Origin of the sequence: Urechidicola vernalis (assembly GCF_031846385.1) — a bacterium.
Taxonomy (GTDB): Bacteria; Bacteroidota; Bacteroidia; order Flavobacteriales; family Flavobacteriaceae; genus Urechidicola; species Urechidicola vernalis.
In genome coordinates, this window is the sequence record NZ_JAVRHV010000007.1 from 20,359 (window position 1) to 32,876 (window position 12,518).

Consider the following 12,518-nt stretch of genomic DNA (forward strand, 5'->3'; position numbering starts at 1 on the left):
ACTAAAATCGTAAAATAATGGCACATAAAAAAGGAGTCGGAAGTTCGAAGAATGGTAGAGAATCAGAATCGAAACGATTAGGAGTAAAAATATTTGGTGGGCAAGCAGCGATCGCTGGTAACATTATCATCCGTCAAAGAGGAACAACTCACAACCCAGGTGAAAATGTATATATGGGTAAAGACCATACATTACACGCAAAGGTTGATGGCTTAGTAAAATTTACTAAGAAGAGAGATAATAAATCATATGTTTCTATAGTTCCTTTCGAGGCTTAAGAACAAACTGATAAAAACACTTAAAACTCCTTTATTCATTTAAAGGAGTTTTTTTTATGGGGTTTTGTTACCTTTGGTGTCTATGTATTTTTTATACAATTTATCTGTCTCGGTAGCTGGATTTTTTCTTCAGATTATTGCGTTATTCAATAAAAAATTGAAGTTGTTTGTTGATGGTAGAAAATCGATATTTCAACAATTAGAAAGAGATATTTCTAATTCAGATAAAACAATTTGGATTCATTGTGCTTCGCTCGGAGAATTTGAACAAGGCCGTCCAATTATAGAAAAATTAAAAACACAATTTCCAAACCACAAAATTGTACTTTCTTTCTTTTCTCCCTCTGGTTTTGAGGTGAGGAAGAATTATGAAGCTGCAGATATCATTTGCTATTTACCACTAGACTCAAAATACAATGTTCATAAATTCTTGAATTTAGTACATCCTGAGTTGGCCATTTTTGTGAAGTATGAATTCTGGCCAAATTACTTAAAGGAATTAAAAAATAGAGGTATAAAGACCATTTTGGTTTCGGGGATTTTTAGAAAAAGGCAACCATTTTTTAAAGCGAATGGTTCTTGGATGCGAAAGTCATTGCAAACGTTTGATCATTTCTTTGTTCAAGATTCAAATTCTAAAGAATTGTTAAGTTCAATTGATATTGAAAATGTATCGGTAAGCGGAGACACACGATTCGATCGGGTTTGGGAAATCACAACACAGAATAATTCGTTGAAGTTTGTTGAAGAGTTTAAAGGCGAAAATCTTTTATTGGTCGCTGGAAGTACCTGGAAAGATGGGGAAGAAAAGGTGGTAGATTACATCAATGCATCTACAGTTGAAAATATTAAATTTCTAATTGCACCACATAACATCAACCCAAAAGGAATTGAAGAATTAAAAAATAGCATAAACAAGACCGTTGTATTATATTCGGAAATGGAAAAATCGGATTTGTCTACAGCAACCGTATTTATTGCTGACACTATTGGTATTTTAACTAAAATATATTCTTATGCTGATATTGCCTATGTTGGAGGAGGCTTTGCTACTGGTTTACACAATGTTTTAGAGCCCGCTACATTTGGTGTTCCGGTAATTATTGGGCCACAATACGACAAATTTAGAGAAGCCAAAGAGTTGGTAGAAGCTAGGGGTTGTTTAGTTGTAAAAGACACTGAACAGATGAAAGAACAATTCAATAAATTATTAACTGATATTGATTATAGAAAATCTACTGGTGATATTTGTACAAGTTACGTAAAGAACAATATAGGAGCTACTGAAATGGTGATGAATTATATAAGTAAGAATGTAGAGGTATGAGCGAGCATTTGTTAGATAACTTTGGTAGAAAGATTTCCTATTTGCGATTAGCAGTTACAGATCGTTGTAATCTGCGATGTCAATATTGCATGCCCGCAGAAGGAATTAAAATTGCGCCAAAAGGAGTGTTGCTTACTTACAAAGAGATGTACCGAATTACCCGTGTTCTGAGTGAATTGGGTGTAGACAAGGTGAGGTTGACAGGAGGAGAGCCATTTGTGCGCAGGGGTTTTATGGATTTCTTAAAAATGATGAATCACAACGATTTATTAAAGGAATTGAATCTTACTACAAATGGAGTTTTAATTGCGAATCATATTGAAGAATTAGAGCAATTAAAAGTAAAATCCATCAACTTAAGTATAGATAGTTTAAACAAAAAGAAGTTTGCCGAAATTACTCGACGAGATGTTTTTGAGAGTGTATTTGAAGCAATGGAACAAATTGAAAACAGTAAACTCAATTTAAAATTGAATGTTGTTGTTCAATCTGGAATTAACACCGATGAGTTAGTAGATTTTGTAGAGTTAACAAAGGATAAAGATATAGCGGTTCGATTTATAGAAGAAATGCCATTTAACGGATCAGGGCAAAAAACAAATATGGAATGTTGGAGTTTCGAAAAGATTTTGGGGCAGATTTCATCAGGATTCGATGCAATTGAAAAATTGAATGACAAACCTTCTTCTACATCTAGAAATTTTCAAGTTAGCGATTACAAAGGAACCTTTGGAATTATTCCTGCATTTACAAGAACAATTTGTAATGATTGTAACCGAATTAGGGTTACCGCAACAGGGATGTTTAAAAATTGTTTGTTCGATGATGGTGTATTTAGCGTTCGTGATTTTCTACGAAGCGGTGCGAGCAATCAAGATTTAAAAGAATTATTTATAAATACAATCGCCAAAAAGCCTAAAGATGGTTTTGTAGCTGAGGCAAAAAGAAAAAGTAAAGTAGCAGAAAGCATGTCTACAATTGGAGGATAAATGGATAAACTTACGACATCGAATAAAGCATTAGAATTTATCTTAAATAATTCTCAAAATTATGGAACTGAAGAAGTGCCATTCTCTCATTCGTTAGGGCGAGTATTGAAAGAAAATATAGTTGCAGATCGAGATTTCCCCCCGTTTAACAGAGTTAGCATGGATGGAATTGCCATTCAGTTTTCAGAATTTGAAAATGGTAAACGAACTTTCAAAGTTGAAGGAATTCAGCCAGCCGGAAGCAAGCCGCATTCTATGCAAAACCATGAGAACTGCATAGAGGTTATGACAGGTGCGGTGCTGCCAAAAAACACAGATGTTGTTATACCATATGAACAGGTTTCAATTGTTGACGGCATTGCAACAATTGAAATAAAAGAACTTCGATTCTTTCAAAATATTCACGAGCAAGGAAAAGATAAAAAAGAAGGAGATTTAATAATCCCTCAAAATAAAGTTATTTCTTCTGCAGAAATAGGTGTTTTGGCAACGGTTGGTAAATGGACAGTTAAAGTTGCGAAGCAGCCAAAAGTGATGATTGTGTCTACTGGTGACGAGTTGGTAGAGGTAAATGAAACTCCGGCTGATTATCAAATTAGGCGTTCCAATGTGCATACGCTTGTATCGATTTTAAAAAAGTATTACATCGATGCAGACTCGGCTCATATTGCTGATGATAAAAATGCGTTAAAAGAAAAAATTGAAAACTTTTTAAACGACTATGATGTGCTATTATTTAGCGGAGCCGTGAGTAAAGGAAAATTCGATTTTATTCCAGAAATTTTAGAAGAGCTAAGAGTTGAAAAATTATTTCATAAAGTTGCACAGCGCCCAGGAAAACCATTTTGGTTTGGGCACAAGATTATTGGGTCTAGTCGAAATAATCGAAACGATAAAATAGTATTCGCTTTTCCTGGGAACCCGATTTCTACTTTTGTAAGTTGTTTAAAGTATTTTGTGCCATGGTATCAAAAGTCAATGAAATTGGATTTTGAAAATCGTACTTTTGCTTTGCTAGGAGAGGATGTGATCTTTAAACCCTCATTAACCTATTTTTTGCAAGTGAAGTTAGAGAAAAGGAATGGTGATTTGGTAGCAGTACCAATTAGAGGAAATGGCTCTGGAGATTTAGCAATTTTAGTAGAAGCAGATGCATTTATTGAATTGCCAAATGATAGAGTTGAGTTTAAAAAAGACGAAGTTTTTCCGATAATAGAATATAGATAAAGTATGACTGAGTTTTCACATATTAATAAGAGTAACAATCCAAAAATGGTGAATGTAGGGGATAAGCGGATTACCAAAAGAAAAGCAACCGCCAAATCAACTATGTTTTTGGGTGCAGAGGTAGTAGCTCATTTTAAAAATGACGATATCACAACTAAAAAAGGCCCTGTATTTCAAACTGCAATTGTTGCTGGAATTCAAGGGGTTAAAAAGACTTCTGATTTAATTCCAATGTGTCATCCACTCCTAATTAATGGAGTAGACATCGAGATCGATGTAATAAATGAAACAGATATTGAAATCTATTGTACCGTTTCTATTGAAGGTAAAACAGGTGTAGAAATGGAGGCATTGACAGGAGCATCAACTACAGCTTTGACTATTTATGATATGTGTAAATCTATTTCGCAGCAAATGGTGATTAGAGAAGTGAAGTTGTTGGAAAAAACAGGAGGAAAATCTGATATTAAAAATGAGTAAACATCAAAAACATACAAATTTAGTTAGAAGAAATAACGGGATTTATGCCAACAATGAAATTTCAATATTGGGCGTAAAATGCTCAATAATCAGTGATTTAGTATATAAAATAGCGAAAAAAAATCAAAAAAAGGCAAAAATAGCCTATTTAGATGCGAGTCATTCTGACACTGTGGAGTCGCCAATTTTAGATACATTCACTTTTCATCATTCAGGTAATTTAGATTTGAATTCTAAATATGAATTGAACAAATTTAATGCGCGAATTCAATTGGCCCAATACGATTTAGTATGTATCAATGGGAACCATTATCAAGGTGAAAAACAAGTATTGATTTTAGATAATGAAAAGGAGGCTTCAGTTAAAAAAAGGGTACATCAATTAACAAATGTGCAATTTGTAATTAAGATGTCTCCAGAATCAAATTATTTTGATTTTTTAGAAAATGCAATACCGAATATCAAAGAATTACCATGTTATGCAATCGATGATATTGAGAAAATATCAAATCATTTAGGAGGTCTTATAGAATCGAATATCCCCGATATTCAGGGGTTGGTTTTAGCTGGCGGGCAAAGTACTAGAATGGGTGCCGATAAGGGGCTGTTGGAATATCACGGGATTTCTCAAAGAGAATTTTTATATCAAATTTTTCAAGATTTATTTCCTAGAAAAGAGGAGGGGCAATTAGGATCTTATTATTCAGTACGTCAGCATCAAGACATTTCAGGCAATAGCATCGTAGATAAGTTTAAAGGCCTGGGACCCTTTGGAGGTATTTGCTCAGCTTTTCAAGAAAATCCAAATACTGCATGGCTTGTGATTGCAACCGATGTTCCTTTTGTTTCAGAAGAAAAAATTTCTCTATTGTTAAAACATAGGAATCCTTCTAAAATTGCGACAACCTTTAAAGGAAAAAATAAGGAGTTTCCTGAACCATTAATAACAATTTGGGAGCCGAAAGCATATCCATTATTATTACAGTATTTGTCACAAGGTTATTCTTGTCCTAGAAAAGTATTGATAAATTCGGATGTGGAGATTGTAGAGATTGAAGATGATTTTATCAGAAATATAAATACGCCTCAAGAATTTGAAGAGGCTAAAAAAGAATTGAAATAAAACGTCAACTAAATTGTCACACTGAGCCTGTCGAAGTGTAGTAGTTGATACAAAATAAAAAGATGAGATGCTGAATCGAGTTCAGCATGACAAAAAAATATAAATAAAGTATGTTAACATTTGGAGTATTATTTTTTGCTGTTGGATTTATTTTAGTACTGTTTAATACAGTAGATTTTTCATTTGTAAAAGATCAAGAGAAGAATAAAAAACAGGCAATTGCAGGTTGGGTTATAGGTCTTTCTGGAATTGCTTTATTCGTATTGGCAATCATAAGAATGACCAATGGAGAGTAATGAATATTAGTAAAAATCAAATTTTTCAAAGACAAACCACGCTCCAGGAAATTGGTGAGCAAGGGCAGCAAAAATTGCAAGATGCAAAAGTTGCTGTTGTGGGTTGTGGAGGTTTAGGTTCCATAGCAGCTGTATACTTGGCTGCAAGTGGTATTGGTAAACTTCAATTGATAGATTTTGATGTGGTTGATGTGAGTAATTTACACCGTCAAGTTTTTTACACGGTAGATGTTGTTGGAAAGTCTAAAGCGGATGTATTGGCGAATCATATCAATGAAATGTCGCCTTTTGTAGAGGTGCGAGTTTCGAACATTGCAATTACAAAAAACAATATTGCAGAGTCGCTTTCAGATTGGGATATTGTATTGGATTGCACAGACTTACTTCCAATAAAGTATTTGTTAAACGACTTTTGTGTGCTGTCGAACAAAACATTGGTGTACGGATCCTTGTATAAGTTCGATGGATATGTGGCTACATTTAATTTAAATGGAGAAACATCAAACTTACGAGACGCTTTTCCTGAGATTCCAACAGAAAGCATTCCTAATTGTTCGGCTTTGGGCACATTAAACTCAATTGTTGGAATTATTGGATTGATGCAGGCGAATGAGGTTTTAAAAATTGTAACTGGTGTTGGAAGCCCTTTGGTAAATGAATTATTGATCTATAATTCACTTGATAATTCTCAGTTTAAAATGAAATTGAAGCCAACCTTTTCTAAAGATACAATTGCTGAATTGTTTCTAAAGGAGACTTATGAAGAAGTTTCTTGTGAAATTAATGATGAATTAGAAATTTCGTCGGTGGATTTTAAAAATATACTTGAAAGTGACGAGGGTGTTTTTGAGATCGTTTCGGTAATAGAAAACACAAGTCAAGATTTACCGTTTAAGGTTGATGTCAAAACACCTCTATCAGAATTTGAGGAGTGGATTTCTGAAGATTTTGATGAAAATAAAAAGTATATATTTATTTGTAATCGTGGAATTTCTAGTATGATTGCGGCAACACAAATTAAAGAAGAATTCCCGAATACAGAAGTACTCAGTTTGGTAGGGGGAATTTCCGAATTTTAATCGTGTGTTTTTTCAGAACTAGAAACAAGTCTATTTATTTCATTTAGTTCCTTTGCTGTTAAATCGCGCCATTTTCCTATCGGAACATCCAAAGGAATGTTCATAATTCTAACACGTTTTAATTTTGTAACTCTGTAGTCAAAATACTCACACATACGCCTTATCTGACGATTTAATCCTTGGGTAAGAATAATTCTAAAGCGATATTCTCCAATTTGCTCAATAAAGCATTTTTTGGTGTAAGTGTCCAAAATCGGAACACCATTTCCCATTCGTTTAATAAAGTCTTCAGTTATAGGCTTGTTTACAGTAACGATATATTCTTTTTCGTGATTGTTTCTTGCACGTAATATTTTATTAACTATATCACCATCATTGGTAAGGAAAATTAGACCTTCACTCGGTTTGTCTAAACGACCTATTGGGAAAATTCTAGTTGGATAATTTATATAATCAATTATATTTCTTTTTTCCCGCTTGGAATCTGTAGTGCAAACAATTCCGACTGGTTTGTTAAAAGCAATATAAACAGGTTTGTCAGCTGGTTCCGAAATTAGTTTCCCATCAACACGGACTTCATCTAATTTGGTTATTTTCGTACCAAGTTCAGGTATTTTACCATTAATGGTAATTTTACCTTGTTCTAATAGTTTATCTGCTGCTCGTCTAGAGCAATAACCAACTTCGCTTAAATATTTATTGATTCTAGTTTCTTTCATTTTTAAGGAGTTGAATTTACCCAAACTTCGCCATCCGAAAAATGTTCTTTCTTCCAGATCGGTACAGTGTCTTTTAGAGTGTCAATTGCATACTGACATGCTTCAAAAGAAGCATTTCTATGAGGAGATGAAACGGAAATGATTACAGGAATATCGCCAATCTTTAATTCTCCTTTTGCATGATGAATTGCGATTTTTTCAATACTGAATTTTTCTAATGCTGCAAGCCCAATTTTCTCCATTTCTTTTAAAGCCATAGCTTCATAAGTTGAGAAATCTAGAAGCGTTACTTCTTTGTTTTGTGTTTTGTTTCGAACCGTTCCAATAAACACAGCAATTCCACCACAAGCAGGCTCTTGAACAAAGTCATAGCATTCTTGTAAGTTTAATTTTTCCGCTGTTATTTTTATTGAACAATTTTGAATCAAGATAATGGTGTTAAATGTTCTTACAAAATTAAATAATTAATCAGTCAATATGTACATTTGCAACCGAAATTAAATTTTAAGTCATGGAGAAAATATTTAGAATAGTGGCCTTTTTAGAAGGGGTTTCATATATCCTTTTGTTGTTTATAGCAACACCAATTAAATATTTGGCAAACGATCCTAGTTATGTAAAAATGTTAGGGATGCCGCACGGAATGTTATTTATAGCATATGTGATTTTGGCATTTATGATTCGTTCTGAATATAAATGGAACTCTAGACAATTTTCTGTGGTTTTAATTGCGTCAATAATTCCTTTTGGGACCTTTTATGTAGATAAAAAGTACTTGAAAAAAGCCTAAGTCTTTTTATATATCTAAATAAAATTTAGCCACCACTTACAGGAGGAATAATAGCGATAACATCGTTGGCATTAATTGCGATTTCATCTGTAGCGTATTCCATATTTACGGCAACAGAAAAACTTTTATAGTCTTTTAATTTAGGGTATACTTCGCTTAATTTTTGTTTGATGTCTGCTACAGTCATCCCTGCTAAAAAATCGAATTGAATTGATTTTTGACCTACAATGTCTGTGGTAATTCCAAAAAATAATACTTGAACCTGCATAGAATTCTTTTGTGTAAAGATACTCGTTTTTGAGTATATTTGAATTAAACTATTCTTTGAATTTAATCGCAAAATATGCAAAACTAATCAAAGCCGAAGCGCAACGTTTGGGTTTCTCGACATGCGGTATTGCTAAGGCAGAATTTTTAGAAGACGAGGCTAGGCATTTAGAAAATTGGCTCAAGAATGGTTATCACGGAGAAATGCAATACATGGAGAATCATTTCGATAAGCGACTGGATCCACGGTTGTTAGTAGAAGGTTCCAAATCTGTAATTTCTTTATCCTATAATTACTTCCCTGAAAAAGAACAAAGTAAAGATTCTTATAAAATTGCTAAATACGCCTATGGGCAAGATTATCATCATGTTGTAAAAGGAAAACTAAATGAATTGTATAATTTTATTCAGTATGAAATTGGGGAAATAAACGGTAGAGCATTTGTAGACTCTGCACCAGTTATGGAACGCGCCTGGGCGGAACGATCTGGATTAGGATGGAATGGTAAACATTCACTTTTAATTCAGAAGGAATTAGGGTCATATTTTTTTTTAGCAGAGCTAATTATCGATTTAGAATTGGAATACGACACACCTTTTCAAACTGATCATTGTGGAACTTGCACCAAATGTATCGATGCATGTCCAACCGAGGCAATTCTTCCAAATAATACAATTGACGGGTCTAAATGTATATCGTATTTTACAATAGAGTTGAAAAATGAAATTCCAACTTCAGTAAAAGGTCAATTCGAAGATTGGATGTTTGGTTGTGATATTTGTCAGGATGTTTGTCCATGGAATCGATTTTCTAAACCGCATAGCGAGCCGCTTTTTAAACCTCATGTAGACTTACTTTCTATGACCAAGACCGATTGGCAAGAAATCACAGAGGATGTTTTTAAAAAAGTGTTTAAAAAATCCCCTGTAAAACGAACTAAATATGCTGGTTTACAGCGAAATATTCAATTTTTAAAAGACTAGAATTTTATAGTACTACTATTTAAATTTCTATATATTTGTTAGTTAAATTATTATTCAATTATGAGTAAATCTAGAGCAAGACAGGAAGCACTTTTATACCATGCAAAACCAAAGCCAGGTAAGATTGAAGTAGTGCCAACAAAAAAATATACAACACAAAGAGATTTAGCATTGGCCTATTCCCCTGGAGTTGCAGAGCCATGTTTGGAGATTGAAAAGGATAAGAAAAACGCATATAAATATACATCTAAAGGAAACTTAGTAGCCGTTATTTCAAATGGCACAGCTGTTTTAGGTTTAGGAAATATTGGTCCTGAAGCTTCGAAACCTGTCATGGAAGGTAAAGGTCTTTTGTTTAAGATTTTTGCGGATATTGATGTTTTTGATATTGAAGTCGATGCCACGGATGTAGATAAATTTGTAGAAACTGTTAAGGCAATTGCGCCTACATTTGGAGGGATTAATTTAGAAGATATCAAAGCTCCTGAGGCTTTCGAAATTGAAAGAAGGTTAAAGGAAGAATTGGATATTCCGGTAATGCATGATGATCAACATGGTACAGCAATTATTTCGGCAGCAGCATTGAAAAATGCAGTGGAAATTACGGGTAAGGACATTTCTAAGGTTCAAATTGTAGTAAATGGAGCAGGAGCAGCGGCAATCTCTTGTTCGAAATTGTATTTGGCAATCGGAGCAAAGAAAGAGAATCTAGTAATGTGCGACAGTAAAGGTGTTATTCGTAAAGATCGGGATAATTTAACTTCTGAAAAAACTGAATTTGCTACGGATAAAGATGTTACAAGTCTAGAGGATGCGGTTAAAGATGCAGATGTTTTTATTGGACTTTCTATTGCAGACGTTTTAACTCCAAAAATGCTATTGAGCATGAATGATACGCCAATCGTTTTTGCGATGGCCAATCCAAATCCTGAAATCGATTATAATTTAGCTATTAAAACAAGGAAAGATGTAATTATGGCTACAGGTCGTTCAGACCATCCTAACCAAGTAAATAACGTACTTGGTTTTCCATTTATATTTAGAGGAGCATTAGATGTTAGGGCAACCAAGATTAATGAAGAAATGAAAATTGCAGCGGTACATGCAATTGCGGATTTAGCGAAGTTTCCAGTGCCAGAACAAGTGAATTTGGTATATGATGAAAAGAACCTTTCATTTGGTGAAGACTATATTATTCCAAAACCATTTGATCCAAGATTAATTTATACAGTACCACCTGCTGTTGCGAAAGCAGCAATGGAATCTGGAGTTGCTACTGAGCCGATTGAAAATTGGGAGAAGTACGGGGATGAATTAATGGAGCGATTAGGAACAGGAAATAAAATTATCCGAATGCTTCATAATAGGGCGAAATCTGATCCTAAACGAATTGTATTTGCTGAGGCTGATCATTTAGATGTGTTAAAAGCGGCTCAGATTGTTCATGACGAAGGCATTGGAATTCCAATTTTATTAGGAAACAGAGAGATTATTTTAGAGTTGATGGAGGAAATCGACTTTACAGGTGATGTTGAAATTATTGACCCAAAAACACGGGAGCAAAAGGAAAGAAGAGATTGTTACGCAAAGAAATATTGGAAAACGAGACAAAGAAAAGGAATTAAATTATTGGATGCGCAAAAGTTAATGCGCGAGCGTAATTACTTTTCTGCAATGATGGTGAATCAAGGAGATTCAGATGCCTTGTTAACAGGGTATTCAAGAAACTATGCGTCTGTAGTAAAACCGATGTTAGAGTTAATTGGAATGGATATGGGCGTGACGAGAGTTGCCGCGACTAATCTAATGTTGACTAAAAGAGGGCCAATGTTTTTAGCAGATACTACTATTAATATTGACCCTACAGCAAAGGATTTAGCAAAAATCACACAACTTACAGGGATGCTTGCAAAAATGTTTGGTATTACACCGAATATTGCCATGTTGTCGTTTTCAAACTTTGGTGCTTCTGATAATGAAAATGCTAAGAAAATTAGAGAAGCGGTTAAATTAGTGCATAAGCAATACCCAGGTGTAATAATTGATGGAGAAATTCAAGCAGATTTTGCATTGAATTCTGCGCTGTTAAAAAAGGAATTTCCATTCTCTAAATTGGTAGATAAAAAAGCCAATGTATTGATATTCCCTAACTTAGATGCAGCGAATATTAGTTATAAAATGATGAAAGAGTTATATGGGGCAGAGTCCATTGGGCCGATTATGTTAGGGCTAAAAAAGCCAGCGCACATCGTTCAATTAGGTTCTAGTGTAGATGAAATGGTTAATATGGCTGCCATAGCGGTTGTAGATGCTCAAAATAAATCGAAAAAGAAATAATTAATTCATTACATTTGAACATAAAGAACCCTATTTCATGATAACCCATCTTCGAGGAAAATTAGTTGAAAAAAACCCAACTTATGTAGTTGTTGAATGTGGTGGAATTGGATATTTCGCCCATATTTCGTTAAATACATTTTCAAAAATTCCTGATAATGAGGCAGTGTTTTTATATACCTACTTATCGGTTAAAGAAGATTCTCATACTTTGTTTGGTTTTGCTGAAAAAATTGAACGAGAAATATTCAAACTATTAATTTCTGTTTCTGGAGTAGGACCAAGTATCGCTAGAACAATGCTGTCATCCATGTCTACTGAAGAAATTCAGCAGGCAATAGCGTCGTCTAATGTAGGCGTAATTCAATCTGTAAAAGGAATTGGAGCAAAAACTGCACAACGAGTAATTATAGACTTAAAAGATAAAATTGTTAAGACCTTTGGTCTTGATGAAGTTTCGGCTGTTCAAAGCAATACAAATAAGGATGAAGCGTTAATAGCATTAGAAGTTTTAGGGTTTAATAAAAAGCAGTCTGAAAAAGTGTTGGATAGGATTTTAAAGGATGATGCCGATCAGAGCGTTGAAGATCTAATAAAAAAGGCGCTAAAAAACTTATAGTGT

General features: G+C 34.0%; 15 protein-coding genes. 12 read left to right on the forward strand and 3 right to left on the reverse strand.

Features of this window, described 5'->3' with window-relative positions:
- The first annotated feature begins 17 nt into the window (after positions 1 to 17).
- The 8 genes from rpmA (at position 18) to RM519_RS12105 (ending at position 6,799) form a co-directional block, all read left to right on the forward strand.
- Positions 18 to 278: a 50S ribosomal protein L27 gene (rpmA, locus tag RM519_RS12070; RefSeq protein ID WP_311594073.1), complete on the forward strand. Its 261-nt coding sequence runs from the start codon at positions 18 to 20 to the stop codon at positions 276 to 278.
- Positions 279 to 360: 82 nt separating this feature from the next.
- Positions 361 to 1,605, forward strand: a complete 1,245-nt coding sequence (locus tag RM519_RS12075) for a 3-deoxy-D-manno-octulosonic acid transferase (protein WP_311594074.1) — start codon at positions 361 to 363, stop codon at positions 1,603 to 1,605.
- Positions 1,602 to 2,594: a GTP 3',8-cyclase MoaA gene (gene moaA, locus RM519_RS12080; RefSeq protein ID WP_311594075.1), complete on the forward strand. Its 993-nt coding sequence runs from the start codon at positions 1,602 to 1,604 to the stop codon at positions 2,592 to 2,594. The genes RM519_RS12075 and moaA overlap by 4 nt, the downstream gene beginning before the upstream one ends.
- Positions 2,595 to 3,821, forward strand: a complete 1,227-nt coding sequence (locus tag RM519_RS12085) for a molybdopterin molybdotransferase MoeA (RefSeq protein ID WP_311594076.1) — start codon at positions 2,595 to 2,597, stop codon at positions 3,819 to 3,821.
- Between the two features lie 3 nt (positions 3,822 to 3,824).
- The gene (moaC, locus tag RM519_RS12090; protein ID WP_311594077.1) at positions 3,825 to 4,301 is read left to right on the forward strand and encodes a cyclic pyranopterin monophosphate synthase MoaC; all 477 of its coding nucleotides are present in this window, start codon (positions 3,825 to 3,827) and stop codon (positions 4,299 to 4,301) included.
- Positions 4,294 to 5,424, forward strand: a complete 1,131-nt coding sequence (gene mobA, locus RM519_RS12095) for a molybdenum cofactor guanylyltransferase (RefSeq protein ID WP_311594078.1) — start codon at positions 4,294 to 4,296, stop codon at positions 5,422 to 5,424. Before moaC ends, mobA begins: the two co-directional genes overlap by 8 nt.
- Before the next feature lie 110 nt (positions 5,425 to 5,534).
- Positions 5,535 to 5,720, forward strand: coding sequence for a hypothetical protein (locus tag RM519_RS12100; RefSeq protein ID WP_311594079.1), 186 nt, complete (start codon positions 5,535 to 5,537; stop codon positions 5,718 to 5,720).
- Entirely contained in the window at positions 5,720 to 6,799 is a 1,080-nt protein-coding gene (locus RM519_RS12105) for a ThiF family adenylyltransferase (RefSeq protein ID WP_311594080.1), read from the forward strand. Before RM519_RS12100 ends, RM519_RS12105 begins: the two co-directional genes overlap by 1 nt.
- Here the strand turns inward: RM519_RS12105 and rluF are convergent.
- Together rluF and RM519_RS12115 are read right to left on the reverse strand one after the other, a co-directional pair.
- A complete protein-coding gene (gene rluF, locus RM519_RS12110) occupies positions 6,796 to 7,518 on the reverse strand; it encodes a 23S rRNA pseudouridine(2604) synthase RluF (RefSeq protein ID WP_311594081.1) in 723 nt (240 codons plus the stop codon). The genes RM519_RS12105 and rluF overlap by 4 nt on opposite strands.
- A 2-nt stretch (positions 7,519 to 7,520) precedes the next feature.
- Entirely contained in the window at positions 7,521 to 7,946 is a 426-nt protein-coding gene (locus tag RM519_RS12115) for a molybdenum cofactor biosynthesis protein MoaE (protein WP_311594082.1), read from the reverse strand.
- An 83-nt stretch (positions 7,947 to 8,029) separates the two neighbouring features.
- Between RM519_RS12115 and RM519_RS12120 the strand changes: the two genes are divergently transcribed.
- A complete protein-coding gene (locus RM519_RS12120) occupies positions 8,030 to 8,308 on the forward strand; it encodes a DUF3817 domain-containing protein (RefSeq protein ID WP_311594083.1) in 279 nt (92 codons plus the stop codon).
- Positions 8,309 to 8,333: 25 nt separating this feature from the next.
- Here the strand turns inward: RM519_RS12120 and RM519_RS12125 are convergent, their stop codons facing one another.
- Entirely contained in the window at positions 8,334 to 8,576 is a 243-nt protein-coding gene (locus RM519_RS12125) for a MoaD/ThiS family protein (RefSeq protein ID WP_311594084.1), read from the reverse strand.
- Between the two features lie 56 nt (positions 8,577 to 8,632).
- Here RM519_RS12125 and queG point away from each other — a divergent pair, with 56 nt between their 5' ends.
- The 3 genes from queG to ruvA are packed head-to-tail and all read left to right on the forward strand — an operon-like array spanning position 8,633 to position 12,515.
- Positions 8,633 to 9,559: a tRNA epoxyqueuosine(34) reductase QueG gene (queG, locus tag RM519_RS12130; protein WP_311594085.1), complete on the forward strand. Its 927-nt coding sequence runs from the start codon at positions 8,633 to 8,635 to the stop codon at positions 9,557 to 9,559.
- A gap of 60 nt (positions 9,560 to 9,619) precedes the next feature.
- The gene (locus RM519_RS12135; RefSeq protein WP_311594086.1) at positions 9,620 to 11,896 is read left to right on the forward strand and encodes an NADP-dependent malic enzyme; all 2,277 of its coding nucleotides are present in this window, start codon (positions 9,620 to 9,622) and stop codon (positions 11,894 to 11,896) included.
- Between the two features lie 37 nt (positions 11,897 to 11,933).
- Positions 11,934 to 12,515: a Holliday junction branch migration protein RuvA gene (gene ruvA, locus RM519_RS12140; RefSeq protein WP_311594087.1), complete on the forward strand. Its 582-nt coding sequence runs from the start codon at positions 11,934 to 11,936 to the stop codon at positions 12,513 to 12,515.
- Positions 12,516 to 12,518 lie beyond the last annotated feature (3 nt).